Source organism: Rahnella sikkimica (genome assembly GCF_002951615.1).
GTDB lineage: Bacteria > Pseudomonadota > Gammaproteobacteria > Enterobacterales > Enterobacteriaceae > Rahnella > Rahnella sikkimica.
The window spans coordinates 1,000,522-1,017,585 of record NZ_CP019062.1; the positions used below are offsets into that span (position 1 = coordinate 1,000,522).

At 49.7% G+C, this 17,064-nt stretch carries 31 protein-coding genes; 5 read left to right on the forward strand and 26 right to left on the reverse strand.

Annotated elements, in window-relative coordinates; all coding sequences use genetic code 11:
• Positions 1-45 precede the first annotated feature (45 nt).
• Complete coding sequence (gene rnd, locus BV494_RS04470; protein ID WP_104921762.1) at positions 46-1,167, forward strand: ribonuclease D; 1,122 nt, start codon at positions 46-48, stop codon at positions 1,165-1,167.
• Between the two features lie 351 nt (positions 1,168-1,518).
• On the opposite strand, the gene minE is transcribed toward rnd, so the two are convergent.
• Genes minE through minC form a run of 3 tightly spaced genes read right to left on the reverse strand, consistent with a single transcriptional unit; the run spans position 1,519 to position 3,324 of the window.
• Positions 1,519-1,794 (reverse strand): cell division topological specificity factor MinE, encoded by a 276-nt coding sequence (gene minE / locus BV494_RS04475; RefSeq protein WP_104921763.1) that lies wholly within the window; start codon positions 1,792-1,794, stop codon positions 1,519-1,521.
• Between the two features lie 3 nt (positions 1,795-1,797).
• Complete coding sequence (minD, locus tag BV494_RS04480) at positions 1,798-2,610, reverse strand: septum site-determining protein MinD (RefSeq protein ID WP_104921764.1); 813 nt, start codon at positions 2,608-2,610, stop codon at positions 1,798-1,800.
• A gap of 24 nt (positions 2,611-2,634) precedes the next feature.
• Positions 2,635-3,324, reverse strand: a complete 690-nt coding sequence (gene minC, locus BV494_RS04485) for a septum site-determining protein MinC (RefSeq protein ID WP_104921765.1) — start codon at positions 3,322-3,324, stop codon at positions 2,635-2,637.
• Between the two features lie 135 nt (positions 3,325-3,459).
• Between minC and BV494_RS04490 the strand changes: the two genes are divergently transcribed.
• The 4 genes from BV494_RS04490 to BV494_RS04505 all read left to right on the forward strand — a co-directional run bounded on the left by BV494_RS04490 (position 3,460) and on the right by BV494_RS04505 (position 6,249).
• Complete coding sequence (locus BV494_RS04490; protein WP_104921766.1) at positions 3,460-3,732, forward strand: YcgL domain-containing protein; 273 nt, start codon at positions 3,460-3,462, stop codon at positions 3,730-3,732.
• Between the two features lie 122 nt (positions 3,733-3,854).
• A complete protein-coding gene (locus BV494_RS04495; protein WP_104921767.1) occupies positions 3,855-5,012 on the forward strand; it encodes a lytic murein transglycosylase in 1,158 nt (385 codons plus the stop codon).
• A gap of 24 nt (positions 5,013-5,036) precedes the next feature.
• Positions 5,037-5,693, forward strand: coding sequence for a fumarylacetoacetate hydrolase family protein (locus tag BV494_RS04500; RefSeq protein WP_104921768.1), 657 nt, complete (start codon positions 5,037-5,039; stop codon positions 5,691-5,693).
• A gap of 106 nt (positions 5,694-5,799) precedes the next feature.
• Positions 5,800-6,249 carry a YcgN family cysteine cluster protein gene (locus BV494_RS04505; RefSeq protein WP_101080018.1) on the forward strand — a complete coding sequence of 150 codons (450 nt, stop codon included), beginning with the start codon at positions 5,800-5,802 and terminating at the stop codon, positions 6,247-6,249.
• A gap of 26 nt (positions 6,250-6,275) precedes the next feature.
• Here BV494_RS04505 and BV494_RS04510 read toward each other — a convergent pair whose 3' ends face one another.
• The 23 genes from BV494_RS04510 to BV494_RS04615 all read right to left on the reverse strand — a co-directional run bounded on the left by BV494_RS04510 (position 6,276) and on the right by BV494_RS04615 (position 17,031).
• Entirely contained in the window at positions 6,276-7,559 is a 1,284-nt protein-coding gene (locus BV494_RS04510; RefSeq protein ID WP_104921769.1) for a site-specific integrase, read from the reverse strand.
• A gap of 33 nt (positions 7,560-7,592) precedes the next feature.
• The gene (locus BV494_RS04515; protein ID WP_104921770.1) at positions 7,593-7,841 is read right to left on the reverse strand and encodes an excisionase family protein; all 249 of its coding nucleotides are present in this window, start codon (positions 7,839-7,841) and stop codon (positions 7,593-7,595) included.
• A 215-nt stretch (positions 7,842-8,056) separates the two neighbouring features.
• On the reverse strand, positions 8,057-8,605 hold the full coding sequence (locus BV494_RS04525) for a hypothetical protein (RefSeq protein WP_104921772.1): 549 nt from the start codon (positions 8,603-8,605) through the stop codon (positions 8,057-8,059).
• Positions 8,602-8,826, reverse strand: a complete 225-nt coding sequence (locus BV494_RS04530) for a hypothetical protein (RefSeq protein ID WP_104921773.1) — start codon at positions 8,824-8,826, stop codon at positions 8,602-8,604. The genes BV494_RS04525 and BV494_RS04530 overlap by 4 nt, the downstream gene beginning before the upstream one ends.
• Before the next feature lie 259 nt (positions 8,827-9,085).
• Positions 9,086-9,286: a hypothetical protein gene (locus tag BV494_RS04540; RefSeq protein WP_104921775.1), complete on the reverse strand. Its 201-nt coding sequence runs from the start codon at positions 9,284-9,286 to the stop codon at positions 9,086-9,088.
• Positions 9,287-9,322: 36 nt separating this feature from the next.
• A complete protein-coding gene (locus BV494_RS04545) occupies positions 9,323-9,529 on the reverse strand; it encodes a hypothetical protein (protein ID WP_104921776.1) in 207 nt (68 codons plus the stop codon).
• A gap of 1 nt (position 9,530) precedes the next feature.
• Complete coding sequence (locus tag BV494_RS25705; RefSeq protein WP_192938066.1) at positions 9,531-9,704, reverse strand: hypothetical protein; 174 nt, start codon at positions 9,702-9,704, stop codon at positions 9,531-9,533.
• On the reverse strand, positions 9,704-10,333 hold the full coding sequence (locus tag BV494_RS04550) for an ead/Ea22-like family protein (protein WP_104921777.1): 630 nt from the start codon (positions 10,331-10,333) through the stop codon (positions 9,704-9,706). Before BV494_RS04550 ends, BV494_RS25705 begins: the two co-directional genes overlap by 1 nt.
• The gene (locus tag BV494_RS04555) at positions 10,330-10,743 is read right to left on the reverse strand and encodes a hypothetical protein (RefSeq protein ID WP_192938067.1); all 414 of its coding nucleotides are present in this window, start codon (positions 10,741-10,743) and stop codon (positions 10,330-10,332) included. Before BV494_RS04555 ends, BV494_RS04550 begins: the two co-directional genes overlap by 4 nt.
• A complete protein-coding gene (locus BV494_RS25710) occupies positions 10,736-10,900 on the reverse strand; it encodes a hypothetical protein (protein WP_192938068.1) in 165 nt (54 codons plus the stop codon). Before BV494_RS25710 ends, BV494_RS04555 begins: the two co-directional genes overlap by 8 nt.
• Positions 10,897-11,406: a hypothetical protein gene (locus BV494_RS04560; protein ID WP_104921778.1), complete on the reverse strand. Its 510-nt coding sequence runs from the start codon at positions 11,404-11,406 to the stop codon at positions 10,897-10,899. The genes BV494_RS25710 and BV494_RS04560 overlap by 4 nt, the downstream gene beginning before the upstream one ends.
• Before the next feature lie 50 nt (positions 11,407-11,456).
• Positions 11,457-12,149 carry a 3'-5' exonuclease family protein gene (locus BV494_RS04565; protein ID WP_104921779.1) on the reverse strand — a complete coding sequence of 231 codons (693 nt, stop codon included), beginning with the start codon at positions 12,147-12,149 and terminating at the stop codon, positions 11,457-11,459.
• Between the two features lie 73 nt (positions 12,150-12,222).
• Positions 12,223-12,690 (reverse strand): single-stranded DNA-binding protein, encoded by a 468-nt coding sequence (locus BV494_RS04570; RefSeq protein ID WP_104921780.1) that lies wholly within the window; start codon positions 12,688-12,690, stop codon positions 12,223-12,225.
• Entirely contained in the window at positions 12,691-13,383 is a 693-nt protein-coding gene (locus tag BV494_RS04575; protein ID WP_104921781.1) for a Rad52/Rad22 family DNA repair protein, read from the reverse strand.
• On the reverse strand, positions 13,370-13,558 hold the full coding sequence (locus BV494_RS04580; protein WP_101076798.1) for a hypothetical protein: 189 nt from the start codon (positions 13,556-13,558) through the stop codon (positions 13,370-13,372). Before BV494_RS04580 ends, BV494_RS04575 begins: the two co-directional genes overlap by 14 nt.
• Positions 13,555-13,758 (reverse strand): hypothetical protein, encoded by a 204-nt coding sequence (locus tag BV494_RS04585; protein ID WP_104921782.1) that lies wholly within the window; start codon positions 13,756-13,758, stop codon positions 13,555-13,557. Before BV494_RS04585 ends, BV494_RS04580 begins: the two co-directional genes overlap by 4 nt.
• A gap of 187 nt (positions 13,759-13,945) precedes the next feature.
• Positions 13,946-15,004 carry a coiled-coil domain-containing protein gene (locus BV494_RS04590; RefSeq protein WP_104924696.1) on the reverse strand — a complete coding sequence of 353 codons (1,059 nt, stop codon included), beginning with the start codon at positions 15,002-15,004 and terminating at the stop codon, positions 13,946-13,948.
• Positions 15,005-15,096: 92 nt separating this feature from the next.
• Positions 15,097-15,354, reverse strand: a complete 258-nt coding sequence (locus BV494_RS04595) for a hypothetical protein (protein WP_104921783.1) — start codon at positions 15,352-15,354, stop codon at positions 15,097-15,099.
• A 118-nt stretch (positions 15,355-15,472) separates the two neighbouring features.
• Positions 15,473-15,709, reverse strand: coding sequence for a hypothetical protein (locus BV494_RS04600; protein WP_226790024.1), 237 nt, complete (start codon positions 15,707-15,709; stop codon positions 15,473-15,475).
• Positions 15,710-15,900: 191 nt separating this feature from the next.
• Positions 15,901-16,038, reverse strand: a complete 138-nt coding sequence (locus BV494_RS25715) for a hypothetical protein (RefSeq protein ID WP_192938069.1) — start codon at positions 16,036-16,038, stop codon at positions 15,901-15,903.
• Positions 16,039-16,077: 39 nt separating this feature from the next.
• Entirely contained in the window at positions 16,078-16,353 is a 276-nt protein-coding gene (locus BV494_RS04605) for a hypothetical protein (protein ID WP_104921784.1), read from the reverse strand.
• Between the two features lie 41 nt (positions 16,354-16,394).
• A complete protein-coding gene (locus BV494_RS04610) occupies positions 16,395-16,706 on the reverse strand; it encodes a regulator (protein WP_104921785.1) in 312 nt (103 codons plus the stop codon).
• A 55-nt stretch (positions 16,707-16,761) separates the two neighbouring features.
• The gene (locus tag BV494_RS04615; RefSeq protein WP_104921786.1) at positions 16,762-17,031 is read right to left on the reverse strand and encodes a hypothetical protein; all 270 of its coding nucleotides are present in this window, start codon (positions 17,029-17,031) and stop codon (positions 16,762-16,764) included.
• Positions 17,032-17,064 lie beyond the last annotated feature (33 nt).

Below are 17,064 nucleotides of genomic sequence, written 5' to 3' on the forward strand. Positions count from 1 at the left end.
CGGCGTTGTCACGTTATAATGCATTAATATTAAGAGAATTAAGATTTGAATTATCAGTTGATCACGACCAATGACGCGCTGGAGCAGGTTTGCCTTCAGGCCAAAGCGCACAGCAAAATCGCGCTGGATACCGAATTCGTCCGCACCCGCACTTATTACCCGCAACTCGGGCTCATCCAGTTGTTTGACGGTGAACGGCTGACGCTGATTGATCCGCTGCCGATTACCGCCTGGCAGCCTTTTATCGATTTGCTGGTCAACCCTGATGTCGTGAAATTTATCCATGCGGGCAGCGAAGATCTGGAAGTTTTTCTCAATGCTTTTGGCGTGATGCCTGCTCCGCTGATTGATACGCAAATTCTTGCCGCCTTCAGCGGACGTCCGCTGTCTTGCGGTTTCGCCCGTCTGGTGGCTGAAACGACCGGCGTTGAGCTGGATAAAAGCGAATCGCGCACCGACTGGATTGCCCGTCCTCTGAGTGAAAAGCAGTGTGTCTACGCCGCCGCAGATGTCTGGTATCTCTTGCCGCTGGCCGATCAGCTGATGCGTGAAACCGAAGAAGCCGGATGGATGGAGGCCGCGAAGGACGAATGTCTGGCGTTGTGCCGCCGTCGTAAAGAAGTTCTGCAACCGGAACTGGCTTATCTTGAGATTGGCAATGCCTTCCAGCTGCGTCCGCGTCAGTTGGGCTGTCTGAAGTTACTGGCCGCGTGGCGACTTAATCAGGCCCGTCAGCGAGACCTGGCCGTTAACTTTGTGGTGCGTGAAGAAAACCTCTGGCAGGTGGCACGTTATCAGCCTAAATCGCTGGGTGAACTGGAAGCCCTTGGCCTGAGCGGCCCGGAAATCCGTTACCACGGCCGGACGTTGCTGGCGCTGGTTGAAGAGTCAGAGGCGCTGGCAGAAGACGATTTACCGGCACCTATCTTGAATCTGATTGATCAGCCGGGTTACCGCAAAGCCTTCAAAGACATCAAGGCGCTGATCCAGACCGTGAGCGAAGAGAGCAGATTAAGTGTCGAGTTACTGGCGTCGCGCCGCCAGATTAATCAGTTATTGAGCCGTCACTGGAAGTTAAAAGAGAAAGAATCGCAGCCGGAATTAATCAGCGGCTGGAGAGGAAAACTTCTGGCTGAAAGGCTGAACGAAATTCTCAGCCAATATTGATTGGCTCACCGCGTTTTAAATAGCGTGATACAAGAACTTAAATTATAAGGCGGAGAATTTCTCCGCTTTTTTGTTTTTTGTTAACCGCATATTCAAATAATAGCAGCGGGATAATGTTCGCGGAAGAATTTACACGAAGGATATTAATCAGCTTGGCTGAATGGTATTGGTCTTAATCATAATGTCAGATAATAAATAGAGCAGGGCGCGGAACAATTATTTAGTGGGAATATATACAGTAGTACGGCGAGGGAATGAGGCTGGCAGGCAGGAAACAGGGCAATAATTCAGTAGCCCTCTGAGAAAACAGAGGGCGCTATGCTGATAAAAACACCTGCAAACAGACTGCTGTCATTTAGGTGCTTCTTCCGATTCTGACTCTGGCAGGGTGACGTTCAGTTCCAGTACGGAAATATCATCACCTTTTTGCTCGAACTGAACCTGCAACATTTCGGGGTCAATCTTAATGTACTTACAGATGACCGCCAAAATATCACGTTTCAAATCAGGCAGATACGACGGTTCACTATCCCCTCGACGCCGTTCGGCTACGATGATCTGTAGCCGTTCCTTGGCTATATTGGCTGTCGATTTTTTGCGGGACAGAAAGAAATCTAACAATGCCATGGTTTATCCCCCAAAAAGGCGTTTCAGGAAACTCTTCTTCTCTTCCTCAATAAAACGGAACGCACGTTCTTCACCAAGCAGACGGCTGACGGTATCGTCGTACGCTTTCCCTGCATCAGATTCCTGATCCAGAATCACCGGTTCGCCCTGGTTGGACGCACGCAGCACGGACTGATCTTCAGGAATAACACCGATCAGAGGAATACGCAGGATTTCCAGCACATCTTCCATGCTCAGCATGTCGCCACGGCTGACACGGCCCGGATTGTAACGGGTGAGAAGCAAATGTTCTTTGATTGGCTCGAGGCCTTTTTCCGCACGACGGGATTTTGAAGACAAAATGCCCAAAATGCGGTCGGAGTCACGAACGGAAGAGACTTCCGGGTTGGTGGTAATCACCGCTTCGTCGGCAAAATACAGCGCCATCAGCGCACCGGTTTCGATACCTGCCGGGGAATCGCAGACCACGAAGTCAAATTCCATTTCGGCCAGATCGTTGAGGATCTTTTCTACGCCTTCGCGGGTCAGTGCATCTTTATCACGGGTTTGCGAAGCCGGAAGAATAAACAGGTTTTCAGTGCGTTTATCTTTGATAAGCGCCTGATTCAGCGTGGCATCACCCTGGATCACGTTGACGAAATCATAAACCACGCGGCGCTCACAGCCCATAATCAGATCGAGATTACGCAGACCGATATCGAAATCGATAACAACGGTCTTTTTACCTTTTTGAGCTAAACCGGTAGCAATGGCCGCGCTTGAAGTGGTCTTGCCAACGCCCCCTTTACCCGATGTAACAACTATGATGCGTGCCATGAATGGATTCCTTGTCGAAAGGGCTTAATTTAAAGGTTGTATGGTTAACACATTATTTATCAGGCTGAGGCGCGCGGCCTGACCGAGGTAATCGGCCGGGATTTGATCACTCAACCAGTATTGCCCTGCGATAGAGACTAGTTCAGCGCCTAAATGGGTGCAAAAAATCTGACAATTTGCATCACCTGCTGCACCAGCCAGCGCTCTTCCACGCATCATACCGTAGATGTGGATATTGCCATCGGCAATCAGTTCCGCACCTGCACTGACACTACTGGTCACGATAAGATCGCTGTTACGGGCGTAAATTTGTTGGCCGGATCGGACCGGAGTACTGACAATGCGGGTTTTCGCCGGCGCATTGTCGGGCACGACAGGAACCGGTGGTTCTGCGGCGATACGCTGTGCGCGGCCTTCACTCAGCAGCGGCAAACCGGTGCGGGAAAGTGCGCGTTTCTGCCCTTCGTCTTTACAACCACTGATGCCCACAACGCGAAAACCTGCAGAAGCGACAGCCTGTTGAATGTCTTTCCAGTTTGCTTCACCGCTCAGCGAGGCAACGTTGATAACAACAGGGGCATTTTTCAAAAAGGCCGGAGCTTGCTCCACTTTTTCCTGTAATGCCTGATAAATAACCTCCGGTTGTGAACTGTGTAAATGAACAACCGATAAGGTAAAACTGCTGCCTTTTAGTTCTATTGGCGATTGTGACATCTATCCTGACTCAGTCTCAGCAACTCTAAATCCCCGGAATACCACTCGGGGGCGATATTCCGATGTACGTTAAGCATGGTATAGTTACAGTTATATCTAGGCAAGCCACCGTTTCAATAAAATAGAGTTAAAAAAATGCTTTGTGTGATCTATAGAAGTACTAAACGCGACCAGACTTATCTGTATGTCGAAAAAAAAGACGATTTCTCTCGTGTGCCTGAAGAATTACTCAAAGGTTTTGGTGTGCCTCAGTTCTCAATGATGCTCAATCTGGCTGGGCGGGAAAAATTAGCCTCGGCTGATATTTCAAAAGTGCGTCAGGCTCTCGAAGATCAGGGTTATTATCTGCAGGTTCCACCGCCGGTCGAAAGTTTATTGAATATTCACCTGACCGACGCCGGTAATTAAAGCATTCCTGACATTTGTTTCGGCATTTCACGCACTTTCGGACGTCATGACTTGCAATCATCGCTCGAGTACTCAAAGCTTACAACGATGATTCATTTACAGATGTGATAAGGAAGAATTTGATGAAATTGTCGGCACTGGCCGTGTTAACTCCGCTGATTATCCTCAGCGGGTGTGCAGCGCAGAAGGCAACCTCAGGACAAACCACGCCGCAGGCTGCGGCAACGACACAACCTTCGGCCGCCGCGCCGGCTGCTACGTCCGGCAAAACGTCGCTGGCCGAACAGGGAAGAGACCCCGCAGAGTTTCCCGCTTATGTTGAAAAACTGAAAGCGCAGGCTCTGGCGCAGGGCATCAGCCAGCAGACCATCGACAGCACCTTCGCGAATCTCCATTTTGTTGACCGTGTGATCAACTCCGATCGCAACCAGCTGGAAAAGAAAATCACACTGGATGATTATCTGACCCGCGTGTTGCCGGAATGGAAAATCAAACAGGGCCAGACCCAATACCAGAATAACTTGCCTGCGCTCCAGCGGGCCAGCGACCGTTACGGCGTTCAGCCGCAATACATCGTGGCGCTGTGGGCGATGGAAAGCAGTTTTGGCAAAATCCAGGGCAAGGAAGATGTCTTCTCCGCGCTGGCAACATTGGCCTTCGAAGGACGACGTGAAGCGTTCTTCACCAAAGAATTTATGGCCGCGCTCAAAATTGTTGATTCAGGCCATGCGACCGCGGACATGATGAAAGGTTCCTGGGCCGGTGCGATGGGGCAGTCGCAGTTTATGCCGAGTTCTTATCTGAACTACGGCGCTGACGGCAACGGCGACGGCAAAATCGACATCTGGAAAAATACCGATGACGTTTTTGCCTCCACGGCCAATTATCTGTCGAAAGAAGGCTGGAAACGCGATCAGGGCTGGGGGCAGGAAGTGAAATTGCCAGCAGGCTTTGACGGCAGTCTGGCTGGCCTGAAAAACAACCAGATGCATCCAGCCAGCTACTGGCAGCAAATGGGCGTCACACAGGTGGATGGCGGCCCGCTGGCCTCAACGGCGACCCGTGCTTGGATCATCACACCGGATGACACACAAGGGCGCGCATTCCTGGTTTACGATAACTTCCGCACTATTATGCACTGGAACCGTTCAACCTATTTCGCACTGAGTATCGGCATGATGGCTGACGGCATTATGGGGGCTCAGATACCGGTGGTATCAGGTGACGCTGCGCCTTCTGCACCGTTAGCGCCAGCTCCGCGTAATCCGTTCAGCGGCTGATTTTTCCTAAAAAGGAGTGGCTGTATGTATCAACACAGAGACTGGCACGGTGCGTTACTGGATTTCCCGGTGAACAAAGTGGTGTGTGTGGGCAATAACTACGCTGATCACATCAAAGAAATGGGCAGTCAGGTGTCCGCCGAGCCGGTGGTGTTTATCAAACCGGAAACGGCGTTGTGTGATATTCGCCAGCCACTCGCTATTCCGAAAGATCTGGGTGCGGTACATCACGAAATTGAGCTGGCGGTGCTAATCGGCACGCCGCTCAAACAGGCTACGGAAGATCGCGTTGCCAATGCCATTGCCGGTTATGCAATCGCGCTGGATTTAACGCTGCGTGATTTGCAGACGAAATTTAAAGCGGCAGGGCAGCCGTGGGAAAAAGCCAAAGGCTTCGACGGCTCCTGCCCGATCAGTGGATTTATTCCGGTCAGTGAATTTGGTGATGCGCAGCAGGCTGATTTGCGTCTTTTGGTGAACGGTGAAACGCGGCAGGAAGGCAATACCCATAACATGCTGACGCCGCTGTTGCCGCTGATTGCCTATATGAGCCGTTATTTTACCCTGCGCGCGGGCGATATCATTCTGACCGGCACACCGCAAGGCGTCGGGCCGCTGAAAGCAGGCGATGAAATTGTGGCTACACTTAATGGCAAGTCTGTTTCAACGCGCGTGATCTGAAATAAATCCTCTCTCCGCCGGAGCAGCTTTCCGGCGGCTTTACTTGCATCTGCAGGCTAAAGCGTCTATATAAGCACCCTCATTTTATTTATACCGGATGCACATTATGACTGAACCCGCTTTTTGGCAGCAAAAAACGTTGTCTGAAATGACTGACGAAGAATGGGAAGCATTGTGCGACGGTTGCGGACAATGCTGCTTACACAAGCTGATTGATGAAGATACCGAAGAAATTTACTTCACCAACGTTGCCTGTAACCAGCTCAATATCAAATCCTGTCAGTGCCGTAATTACGAGCGTCGTTTCACGCTTGAAGAAGATTGCATCAAGCTGACACGCGAAAATCTGACCACCTTTGACTGGCTGCCGCCGACGTGCGCGTATCGCCTGATTGGTGAAGGCCGTCCGTTGCTGCCGTGGCATCCGCTGCTGAATAAAGCGTCCAAATCGGCGATGCATACCGCACAAATCTCCGTTCGATATATCGCGGTTCGCGAAGACGACGTGGAAGACTGGCAGGATCACATCATGAATAAGCCAAGCTGGGCGAGATAACTACTTGAAGTGAATGAAGATTTTCATCACTGAGATATGGCTCGGGGCATATACGGGACACTAGCCGTAAATCCTGAGTTTAAAATGTCCATTTGGTTGCCGTCGTTTTCACTCATCCATTTACCGTAAACGCTATACACCATCTGTGAAGATGTGTGCCCCATCTGATTGGCTACGAAGTTTGGATTAGCTCCGGCACTTAATGCCCAGCAGGCAAATGTGTGCCGCGTTTCGTATGCCTTTCGGTGGCGAATGCCAGCCTTTTTTAAAGCGAAGTTCCAAGTACCGCTAAAGACTCCTGGAGAGTACCAGTCCCCACCTTTACCGTTGCGGGATGAAAGACGAGGTGAGAAAACAAATGTGCAGTCATCTTTTCGAATTCTGCCAAATTCGCGAAGGTGAACATCAACACTTATTGCCTTTCCCATCCTTGTTAAGGCCATTTGCTCCTTCAATGCCTCGATAGCCGAATTCGTGAGTTTAATGGTGCGATTCCCGCTTTCGGTTTTCGGAGGCGTGAAATGGTTTATCACAGCCATGTTCCGTCTGATTGTGATCGTCCATTCTTTCAGGTCGATATCCTCCCAAGCCAGAGCGCATAATTCTCCATGCCGCATTCCAGTGCTAATAGCCAATCTCCATATGTTCTTCACCTGAAGAGAGGGAGCTACCTCCATCAGTCGTGTGTACTCTTCTCTGGTTAATGGGTCAGGGTCGGATTTGCTTTTCTTCAACGGCGTTATGTTAGAGAAAGGCGATCTGTCGATGTACCCATTGGCTACTGCAAACTCCATCATCCCGGCGAAGCATGAAAGGTACACGTTCACTGTCCTTACCGAACGTCCCTTCTTCAGTTGGCGCGACTTCTGATGGATTCCGGCTATCTGAAAACCAGTCAATAACTCCTTCCGCAGCCCAAGGATCATTTCATTGGTAATAGATGAAACGAGCCTTTCCTCTCCTATAATTCCCGAACAGATTTTAATGTAAGACCTGTATCTGGTAATGCCATTTCTGGTTATTTCCATCTCTTTCAGAGCGAGCCATTTATCAGCAAGCTGCGAAACAGTCACATTTACCTGAGCCACCCCAAACTTATGCAACTGGGATGACCCTGGGAACTGTGATGCATAGTTGAACGTTCCTGTTTTTATGGCATAGCGAACGGATTCCCTTAATTCGCCAGCCATGCGCCGGTTCTTTGCCGTATCAGGAACGCCGAGGGTCTCCCTGACCCTTTGCCCCTGATAGAGAAACCACACACGAAGCAATCCGCAGTGGTTTTCTACCCCAGTGGGATAATCAGCCATTCTCATTTCCTCATTGTTGATAGGAGGGAGTATTTAAGCAGAAATCTTCCTGCGGATCGCTGGGCGTTGTCTTTCAACCCAGTTGTCGATTTCCTGACGGTTATACATTATTGGGCTGTTTTGCTTTGGGTTCAGGTCGGGAGCAACGTGTCGGTACTCTCGGCCTTCCATCCACGAACTTCGTCTTGCGTGTTGGATCATGTGCTTAGTCATGCCGGTTAGAGACATCAGCAAATCTTCCGAGACCCATTTGCTCGGGTTCATGTGAATAACATTGTCCATGCTTACCTCTGCTATTTACCCTCAGCCACCCGATGAACCCAAACGCAAAGCCACAGCCACACCTCATGACCTGATGGGCATAGTGGCTTAGCTTGGTTGGCGTATTTATCGAGCAACTGACGGAGAGTGTGGTGGTTGTCTTTACTGCGGAGTTCGGTGAGGAGTTTCTTTGCGATGCTTCTGACTGCGTTGTCGGCCTCTTCTGGCGTCATGGGCTACCCCAGTTTTACACCTGGTATTTTCCCTGACGCGATGGCGTCGTAGATATCACGAGCATCATCTTGTGTAGAGGTGCCTTCGTTCAAAATTGAAACCATCTTCGCTACAGCCTTATCCCTTGCCACATCTTGAGAAGAGCGGATAGGAATGAACTCAGCCTTATGGCTTGGCGTGATGCCGTAGTAATCTTCACCACTAGGTTTGAAAACCACCTTCCCTTCATCGTGCCCGATAATTTTCACTTCGCCCCAAGAGGTGTCATTTCCACGGTATTCACAAATGCATCCAGCCGGCGGCAAGCCTTTGCCATCCCAAGCCTGCTCGGTGATAGGTCGTCTCTCTGCAATAAGAGTTAGATGGGTGAAATCATTATTACCGTCATCAAAGGTGAAATCATGTTTGGTAGTTATCCCTTGAACTCGACAACCCACAGAATGTCCCTCAGAGAAAAATAGGTCGCCACTTGTATTTCGTTCTTTGAAAGTCGCCCACTCCGGAGCCAGATCAAAATCCTTCTCACTGCCTTTGATAATTTCGTATTTCATGCTGCATCTCCAAATTCAAACACGCGTGATTTGTTCTTGCTCTTGGCCTTCTTCACCGGCTTAGCCTTTGCCACCACCTGCTTGCACTCAGGCATCACAGATGAAACACCGCGCCGGACTCTTGCCCGTGCGTTCATGTTGAATATGTGCCGGGCAGTCCAGTCGCATCCATCGTCAACATAGTCAGGGCGGGTGTTGATTCTCATGTCGTCTTCAAACATTTATGCGGCCTCTGAAATATTGATTGGTTCGCGGTGGCAAGATGCTGAGAAACTGCCAGCCTTCGTTAATTTCACGTGACCAGAGAATCCAGGTGTTTGGTATCCCCAGACATCTCCATCCTCATCCTTTCTCTTTGCTATGAAGTCCTGAGCAAACGACATGGCAACGCGAGCGCATTCCGTGTCAGGCGCATTGATTAAAATTCGCATAGGGATACCTCTGAATTTTTGTCGTAAAAAAACCGCTCTAGGCGGCTGGTTAATTCATGGATTTGTGTAGCATTGGGCTGTCTGTCGTCGCTTCCCGAAGCTGTCTGATATCAGTCGTGCGTGGGAAGGATTCGCCATCCCACAATATGATTGCTTCAGTTAAAAGGTCATCAATGTGGACGATATCAATAACTGTGCCCACGGCTTTACCTGACTTCATTGTTACCAATGAGCCGTTTGTGATTGGCATGTGGATACCTCATGTTGCAGGCGTAAAAAAACCGCGTTAAGCGGCTATTGTTTTCGGCGTGGCTTCCAGTTTCTCTCGCCTTCTCATGCAGGCGACGCAGTTCTCGTCATGCTGGTGAAACTCGTCAACCCGTGCGCCGGTGAACATCCATTTACCGCACAGGCTGGTCATGCTTTCAGAGTCAAAATAATGAGCTTTCTTCGCCAGATATGGGAATCCCCATCCTTTCTCTAAGTCAGCCATATCACTCACCATCCTTTGCTTTGATGTTTCTGGATTCAATCCACGCCACAGCAACGGCCTGCAACACAGCGTTGTTCATCGGAATCTCTGCCATAGAAAATCCGAAATATCGCTCCACCCATCCTGTGAAATTCTTATCCAAGAAAGCCTCGGCAATCATTTCGCTGTCGCTCATCACTCACCATCCTTCACGATGCCGCCAGCGGCCTCGATTGCAGCGATAACCTCAGGTGCAGACATAAACCTGTAGGCACAGCCGCATACATAGTGCGACCTCGGCAACACGACCGGCTTTTGCGGGGCGGTGAATAGCTCGTAAACATCATCCTTTAGCGCGTGGCCAGCTTTCGTTAGTGTGACGGCGAAAAGGTTACCGTCTGCTCTGCCGTGCTGGATATCCATTACTGCCACCGGCACCTGATCGCCTTTTAGCGCTGCGAGTTCTGCCGTGATTTTGTCGAATTCGTTACGTGCTGCTGACCCCTGTTTTAGCGATGTATTGCGCTCAGCCACCGCATCATCAGCCCGCTGGCGTTCTGCTTCGAGCTGGTCGAGTAGGGCGAGAATAGCTACTGGATTTGCCAAAGTAAGGAACTCAGCCAGATGCTCATCATCTCCATCTTCATCGGACCAATTAGAAACTGACACTTCAATGAAAGGGCAAAGATCGCCCTCATGGTCGAACGTTCCAACGCCAACAAAGCCAGTATCTTCGTTTGTTTCGCAACCCCAGCGTTGTTTATAGCCGTGAGCGATAAGCGCGGCCGCGTCACGCAGCGCCTTGATATCTGTTGTGTCAGTCATACAACCTCCTTGTTGCGCTGGTTGCTCGATTTGGCAAGAGCCTCAGCAGTCCAAGTGCGCTCTACATCTTCCTGTCGAGCTTGGCATTCAACGTCGCAATACACTTGAGAGGCAGTATCGTTCCAGACTCTATCCGGTTCATCATTCGATACGCGCCGGCAGCAATATGGGCATTCTTGAGACCAATCATGCTCTTCGACCAAAACCTTCCATGGCACGCCACCTTTTACGCCTGCATATTTATCAAGCGCTGGAACGCGGCGGCACGATTCGATCATGCTGAATTCTGTATCCAGCTCATTTGCACCTTGGCGGCGAGCAACAATTCCAGACTTAGCGAAAACAATGCAGCCGTACTCGTCAGCCTGAACGGAAAATGCTTTTAACTCTTGTTTGGTTGTATCAGTCATGAGGTTGCTCCTCTGATTTAGCATCGCTATCATCAATCCAGCACTCTCTTTGGATGCCCTGACCCTGCTGCATAATCCAGTCATTCGCCTCTTCGAATGTTTCAAATGAATTAATTACCACGTCAAACTCACTCCTAACTTTAAATAACTTTTTCATCCCTTCCTCCCAGCGCGCAGATTGGCGGCGACAAATACCGGAGTTACTCCAAAGCTGAATCCGTCGCGAACGTTCTGCACTGTCAGATTAGTGCCATCCCACTTGATTTCGGCATCAGGGGTTCGGCTAAACTCATCCTCAACAGCTTTTGCGCCAATCTCAGCGATAGCGCCGTCGGTGGCTGGCGTTATTTTTGCCTGTGAAATGATATGCAGCAACTCACCATCGCACGATGGAAGCCATGGTTCGGCAAACTTAATGGCACCCCTCATGGCCACGTTCTCAGCCACCAGCCTATGCACATACTCAATGACCAGCTTGCTGTGTGCGCCTTCACCTTTGATGCCGAAAGCGTTGATGATGTTGTTCAGAGAGGTTTGCAGGGCGTCTGTTTGCTGAAGCTGGGAGAGGTAATCGGCGTATTCAACATAGTCACCGTCACCCGCCTGATTCATGACGCCGCCATCAAATAGTGTTTCGCAGTTATAGCGAATTACTTCACTCATAATGTGTTCCTTGAAAGAGGGTTATGCTGCCGTCCATGGCTGAATGATGGTTAGGCTGCGCTGGAGAATGTCAGGCGCTTGAAGATTTCACGCACACGATCAACGTCGCCTTCGCAGTACTTGGCTACCTGAGCAATTTTCCCGTCACGAACGAAGTCCCAAACCATGCTGCCGTCAATCTCTTCACCTATCTCGCTGCCTTTTCTTGGAAGGTTCAGCACCTCGCAAAGCTTATCCAGGCTGACGCGGCCGTTATGTCCAGCCCATTGGATCATCGTGTCGAAAACTGACTTATCCCAAGGTCGCGCGCTGAATGGTATGAAGCGGGGTGGTGCAATACCAAGAACGGCGGCTCTTTGGAATATGAAGCGTAAATCGAAAGCCACGACGTTATGCCCGATGAAGGTTGGCGGAATATTCCGTGACGGGTCGTAATTGCGATTCAGGAAGTCGAACAAGCCTGCGATAATTTGTGGCTCAGAGTTTGCCCAGTCTTCGCTATAGAAGGTTTCCACCGGCGAATCTCCAGCAGCTACTGAGATAACGCAAATTTGACCACGACCACCATCGAAGCTGGTTTTCCGCCACTCTTCTTCTGCTGCTGATTCGCGGTTAGCATCGAGCCACTCTTTTATGCTTTCAGGCTTTTTGAATTGGCCGGGCGCGGTGATGGAATCGGCAATTTTCTGCTTAAAAGCTTCGTCTTGGGATGGGATTGTTTCTATGTCGAGAAAGATGTTCATATGGTTTCCTGTGAATTTTTTATAGCCGAACCCCTAGCAGAGATCGGCTATGTGATTTAAGTGAACGGGAGGTTTAGAACGGAATGTCGTCGTCGAAATCCATTGGTGGCTCGTTGCTCTGAGCTGCTGGTTGGCTTTGCTGCGCTGGACGTGATTGCTGAGTTCCGCTCTGTGCGGGTCTACTGCCCTCTGCTTTGCCTCCGAGCATCTGCATCGTGCCGCCGACATTGACGTGAATCTCTGTGGTGTATTTCTCGACGCCTGCCTGATCTGTCCACTTCCGTGTGTTTAGTTTCCCTTCAATGTAGACCTGAGACCCTTTCTTTAGGTATTCACCGGCTATCTCCGCAAGCTTTCCAAACAGAATTACGCGGTGCCATTCTGTTTTCTCTTTCTGCTCGCTGGTGGCTTTGTCACGCCAACTTTCGGAGGTCGCCAGCGTCATGTTTGCTACGGCTCCACCATTAGGCATGTATCTGACGATTGGGTCATCCCCCAATCGCCCGACCAAAATCACTTTGTTTACTCCGCTATTCGCCATTTATGCCGCCTTCTTTAGTTCGGTTCCGCGCGTTTTGAATACTTCAACGCACTTAGTTTGATGTTCGGGTGATGTTGCTAATGCATTCCATGCGGGGGTGTAAATCCCTTTAAGTTCTTCAACGTTCTGGCAATCTGAGGCTTGACTTGTAAAGTCAGTGAGGATTTCATCTGGGCTTCTTTCCAGCGTTTGTTGTGGCTGCGCTGTTTCCGCTACAGATGGTAGTGCCCAAGAGGGGAGTTTTGGTGGCATCCAGAAAATCTGTTTCCCTTCCTTAGTCTTTGCACGATTCCACCCATTGCGCTTTTCAGTGCTAACTTCGGCGAATCCTTCCTCCAGCATGTACAGGTATCTGCCGATACCCCATTGCACGGCTGCGCGTTTCATAGCTCCTGACATGCCGCCTTTAACTGCCTCAACCTGCGTGTTTTCTGCTGCGTCCCACTTGGTGATCCACTCGTCATCTACTTTCACGGAAATACCGCACATCACTCCCGAGTCAGGAGCGGCAGTAAATTCATTCCGCCATCCTGCTTTGCCGCAGACTTCATCAAGGCGTTTCATGATCGCCCGATTGGTCACATAGGCCAGAACTATAGCCCAAGGCTTTCCATTTGAAGTGACGCCGCATTGCTGCACTCGCCACTCAATATCTTCTGCAGCGAATGGTTCATCAAATTTATTTAAATCCACGCTGTGCCTCCATTATCCTCTTTACCTGATTAATGGTTCGGTGATCGGCAATGGCTTCGAGTTGTGCCATTTCATCTGTGAAAAACTCGGTCGCACCATTCAATTCCGCATGTTCTATCGCGAAATCCTCATCTTCACGCTGGTCTCGCAGGTAGTCATAATTAGTCCAGGTCATGCTGCATCCTCCTGCCTCATCACCACAAGATGACCGCGAGACTCCATGAACTCGCGAATGTTTGCCTCATCCATGAGGGCGAGCATTTCTTTGTCTGGTAGCGTGTAGTGCAATTCAGCGCCTTCAACTTCAAGTTTTATTCCACACCCCATGGTGCCGCCGGAAATCTTCACGTCGGCGCATTCAAAAGTGATATTCATAACGGATTCCCCTGAGTGCGAAGAAAATCAACCAAGCGGTCGAGCCAGCTTTTGTACGGTGGCGGGGTGAAGCTTGCAGATGTCAGGCAGTTTGAAGGGTGATGCTGGATGGATTTGAAAGCGTCAAAAGGGCGTCCCATGCAGGATGCCCCGGCAATTGAATATTGCATGGGATACTCCGGTTTAATTAGTAATTGATTTGAACAGGTGGCTTCATGCCTGATGCGGCAGCAGCGTTCTGATTTTTAACGATGGCAATCACACATTCTTTTGCGCAGTCCGTCGAGAGACCGGCTTTGGTAAGAATGGCGATTACTTGGTTGTTGATTGTTTTCTGATGCTCGATGTTTGCTGCGCGGGCAGCAGCTTCCTCAGCGAGGCGCCGCTCTTCTGCCAGACGAGCATCTTCTTTCTGCTTGGTTTCGCGCTGGATTCGGTCGGCTTCCTGCTTGGCTTTGAGTTGCTCAGCTGCTATAGCTTCCTGCTTCTCGCGCTCTGCTTGCTGTGCCGCTGCTAACCGGTCGGCCTCAGCCTTGGCTGCCACGTCAATGCGGTCACGTTCTGCTTGCTCTGCCTGAGCCTTCAAGTCGGCTTCACGTTTTGCAGATGCTTCACGCTCACGTTGAATCTTTTCGTCGGCTTCACGCTGCGCTTGCTCAACCGCCTGACGCTTTAACTCTTCTTCGTGAGCAATGCGCTGGCGTTCTGCCTCAGCCTTTTTCTCTGCAATGTCGCGGTCGTACTCATAGTTATCTAGCAGGGCGGTTGCGTGGGCTGCCTCAATTTGCAGGGCAAGCTCTTTAGCTTTTGCCAAGTCGAAAGCTGTGTTGTCCTTGTCAGCATCGTCACGCATCTTGCTGTAGCGTTCTGCCTCAGCCTTGGATTCTTCTTCAAGTCGGATGCGTTCCTGCTCTTCTTCCCACTCAGTCAGCGGGCGGCGAACTTCGTCGCGCAGGGTGTCGCATTCAGAAATAAAGCGCCGTAATTCAGCTTCTATAATTTTTGGCTGCTCTTTGATTTTCTTAAGCAGCTCGCGCCCAGGCTTTTCAATAGCCGTTTTGCTGCGTGAAACCGAGGCTGAAAGTGAAGCGATTCGCGCTCGACCTTTAGCGGTGCTTAAATCTGGGACTTCATTCACTGAGCTACGGATTTGGTCAAGAAAGCCATCAAGGCCATTTGCTACGTAGAGCGCCGGAGCCTGTTCCAGTTTAATCTCGATAACGGATAATTCGGTTGTTTTGCTCACGGCGATCTCCCTATTTGGTTGGATGAAGAAGCCAGCTCTTGAACTGGCTTTTGCATCCATTAAAAAAGCCGCGGTTAGGCGGCTTTGTTAGTTCATTTGATTAATGAGTACCCAGACTCGAAAGCATCTGCAGGAGAATAAGATTCATAACCTCCTTCATATTGAACGTAGTAACCTCCAGCTTGAGGCACATGCTTAGCCACATAGTCTGATTCGAGGTCAAATTCACCGAATCCTTTTTCACTCGGCGTTACAACTGCTGTTCCATCGCTGTTAAAAACAATTTTCTCAATCTTTAACGCCCACACTTTTTTATGGCATTGGTACTTAGGCATCTCGGCTTGTGACATGAAATCTCCAGTTAAAAAAATGGCCTCTGAATTAGAGGCCGAATAGCTACACAGCATTAAGGTTGATAAGTGGCGCTTATCACGATGCGCACTCAGTGAATGCACAGCAGGAAGGGGCTCACTTGTTACGGGCTTTCAGCATTGCGTCTGCCAGGAGATACGCTCGGCTGGCTATGCCTTCTGCCGTTTCAAAATACGAGCCTTGCGGTGTCCCATCAGGCTCTCGCGAGGCAATGTCTATAGAATTTGCGGCGAAGTAGTCACGCAATGTCATTCCGCCCTCGCAATATTGATGCATCTGAATGCCGCCATTACTGACAAATGGGAAGGCTGTGCCACCTGTTTCTTTAATCATGATTCACCTCAACTCCCTCAATCTCAGGTTTACGCAGATAAGCCGCATATTGCTCATGCGTCATATCTCGCGTTACGTTTTCACCGACTGTTTTTAGTCTGTACATATACCGATTAGCCATCCGAATGACGTCAAAGTGCTCACCGGTTAAAGTGTTAAACAGTTTCATGGGGATGACTCCGATGGGGGTGTTACAGGTCTAAGTGGGCTGCTACTTTTTCCCAGAGAGCTACGAGTTCTGCGTCGTTAAACCCGTCGTTAAACGCCTGCTCAATCAAACCTTGAAGCACAGCGACCTCTTCATCGTTCAGTAATAATCCTTCGCTCATATTGGTAGTCTCAGTTAGTTATGTGATGCGGGGTGGGGGTTATCGAAGCTCCCAGAAGTTGAATTCGTTCAGGCTTTCCCTGTCCTGCTCAAAGAAGTAATCCCATACCTCTTGATGCTTATCCTGGCGAACGAGCTGCCATCGCCAGCCTGTAGCGTCTCGAACGCGGCGAATTTTTCTTTTTACCACTTTGTCGATGTCGTAAATCACACCGCCGCCAGAACCTATCCCGTTGCGCACAACGTCAATTTCAACTTCTATAACGCGGTACATTCTGGGTAACTCACTGGCTGCCATTACTTGGTCAAGCGTCATCTCTCACCTCATAGTGCAGTTACTGTTTGAACTTGTAAGGTTTACTTACAGGTTGGGAATGGCTCGCGGGGCTTGTATTTGAACTCTCTCCAACCGTCTGAGAGGATTACTTCGTCGTAGCTTTCTCGCTTGTCTGCCAACTCAAGTTCTACAGCAAGCGCGTGAAGGTCATGACTCCATTTTATTAGTGTCATTGCGCGGAAATCTAAGTCAGCCTTTCGTTTGCCATTCTGTTTCGGGCTGAAACCATCCGTGCTTTTATCGCGGATATCGTGGTATTTCTTTAGTTCGCGCCGTACACCCTTCAGAGCAGAAATCATCCTGTCTATTTTTTCAATATCGACTCGTAACATTTCTCACCTCGCAATTTTTGTTGCTGACAGGAGGCCAACGGTAATAAAAAGCTACCTAAGCAGCCTTTCTCTCAATGCGCTTTGCTATCTTCCAGTCGTCTGAGTAACCTTCCGAATGCTGGTAATAGTCCCAAATCTCACTATCTACCAGAGCCTCATTGCATCTTTCAGCAAGCAAGGCGGCTTCTTGTTCAGTACCAAAAACATCATTTGAATACCGGCAAACTCCAGCATCATTGATGAATAAAACATCGAAAGTTGGACCATCGTATTCACTGGAAATGTCACGAACGATTACGCCCGGCTTCATCATTTCTTTATTCATTCTCTCACCCCTTAATAACGTGATATGGATGCT

What these genes read in the sequence shown, in the direction of transcription:
- BV494_RS04600 (WP_226790024.1), bottom strand. Translation starts at nt 15,709, where the DNA reads ATGATTAAAGAAACAGGTGGCACAGCCTTCCCATTTGTCAGTAATGGC.
- BV494_RS04555 (WP_192938067.1), bottom strand. Translation starts at nt 10,743, where the DNA reads ATGACTGATACAACCAAACAAGAGTTAAAAGCATTTTCCGTTCAGGCT.
- BV494_RS04495 (WP_104921767.1), top strand. Translation starts at nt 3,855, where the DNA reads ATGAAATTGTCGGCACTGGCCGTGTTAACTCCGCTGATTATCCTCAGC.
- minD (WP_104921764.1), bottom strand. Translation starts at nt 2,610, where the DNA reads ATGGCACGCATCATAGTTGTTACATCGGGTAAAGGGGGCGTTGGCAAG.
- BV494_RS04605 (WP_104921784.1), bottom strand. Translation starts at nt 16,353, where the DNA reads ATGACGCTTGACCAAGTAATGGCAGCCAGTGAGTTACCCAGAATGTAC.
- BV494_RS04610 (WP_104921785.1), bottom strand. Translation starts at nt 16,706, where the DNA reads ATGTTACGAGTCGATATTGAAAAAATAGACAGGATGATTTCTGCTCTG.
- minC (WP_104921765.1), bottom strand. Translation starts at nt 3,324, where the DNA reads ATGTCACAATCGCCAATAGAACTAAAAGGCAGCAGTTTTACCTTATCG.
- BV494_RS04565 (WP_104921779.1), bottom strand. Translation starts at nt 12,149, where the DNA reads ATGAACATCTTTCTCGACATAGAAACAATCCCATCCCAAGACGAAGCT.
- BV494_RS25710 (WP_192938068.1), bottom strand. Translation starts at nt 10,900, where the DNA reads ATGAAAAAGTTATTTAAAGTTAGGAGTGAGTTTGACGTGGTAATTAAT.
- minE (WP_104921763.1), bottom strand. Translation starts at nt 1,794, where the DNA reads ATGGCATTGTTAGATTTCTTTCTGTCCCGCAAAAAATCGACAGCCAAT.
- BV494_RS25715 (WP_192938069.1), bottom strand. Translation starts at nt 16,038, where the DNA reads ATGAGCGAAGGATTATTACTGAACGATGAAGAGGTCGCTGTGCTTCAA.
- BV494_RS04595 (WP_104921783.1), bottom strand. Translation starts at nt 15,354, where the DNA reads ATGTCACAAGCCGAGATGCCTAAGTACCAATGCCATAAAAAAGTGTGG.
- BV494_RS04550 (WP_104921777.1), bottom strand. Translation starts at nt 10,333, where the DNA reads ATGACTGACACAACAGATATCAAGGCGCTGCGTGACGCGGCCGCGCTT.
- BV494_RS04560 (WP_104921778.1), bottom strand. Translation starts at nt 11,406, where the DNA reads ATGAGTGAAGTAATTCGCTATAACTGCGAAACACTATTTGATGGCGGC.
- BV494_RS04570 (WP_104921780.1), bottom strand. Translation starts at nt 12,690, where the DNA reads ATGGCGAATAGCGGAGTAAACAAAGTGATTTTGGTCGGGCGATTGGGG.
- BV494_RS04500 (WP_104921768.1), top strand. Translation starts at nt 5,037, where the DNA reads ATGTATCAACACAGAGACTGGCACGGTGCGTTACTGGATTTCCCGGTG.
- BV494_RS04580 (WP_101076798.1), bottom strand. Translation starts at nt 13,558, where the DNA reads ATGACCTGGACTAATTATGACTACCTGCGAGACCAGCGTGAAGATGAG.
- BV494_RS04510 (WP_104921769.1), bottom strand. Translation starts at nt 7,559, where the DNA reads ATGGCTGATTATCCCACTGGGGTAGAAAACCACTGCGGATTGCTTCGT.
- BV494_RS04545 (WP_104921776.1), bottom strand. Translation starts at nt 9,529, where the DNA reads ATGGCTGACTTAGAGAAAGGATGGGGATTCCCATATCTGGCGAAGAAA.
- BV494_RS04515 (WP_104921770.1), bottom strand. Translation starts at nt 7,841, where the DNA reads ATGGACAATGTTATTCACATGAACCCGAGCAAATGGGTCTCGGAAGAT.
- BV494_RS04540 (WP_104921775.1), bottom strand. Translation starts at nt 9,286, where the DNA reads ATGCCAATCACAAACGGCTCATTGGTAACAATGAAGTCAGGTAAAGCC.
- BV494_RS04525 (WP_104921772.1), bottom strand. Translation starts at nt 8,605, where the DNA reads ATGAAATACGAAATTATCAAAGGCAGTGAGAAGGATTTTGATCTGGCT.
- BV494_RS25705 (WP_192938066.1), bottom strand. Translation starts at nt 9,704, where the DNA reads ATGAGCGACAGCGAAATGATTGCCGAGGCTTTCTTGGATAAGAATTTC.
- BV494_RS04530 (WP_104921773.1), bottom strand. Translation starts at nt 8,826, where the DNA reads ATGTTTGAAGACGACATGAGAATCAACACCCGCCCTGACTATGTTGAC.
- BV494_RS04585 (WP_104921782.1), bottom strand. Translation starts at nt 13,758, where the DNA reads ATGAATATCACTTTTGAATGCGCCGACGTGAAGATTTCCGGCGGCACC.
- BV494_RS04490 (WP_104921766.1), top strand. Translation starts at nt 3,460, where the DNA reads ATGCTTTGTGTGATCTATAGAAGTACTAAACGCGACCAGACTTATCTG.
- BV494_RS04615 (WP_104921786.1), bottom strand. Translation starts at nt 17,031, where the DNA reads ATGAATAAAGAAATGATGAAGCCGGGCGTAATCGTTCGTGACATTTCC.
- BV494_RS04505 (WP_101080018.1), top strand. Translation starts at nt 5,800, where the DNA reads ATGACTGAACCCGCTTTTTGGCAGCAAAAAACGTTGTCTGAAATGACT.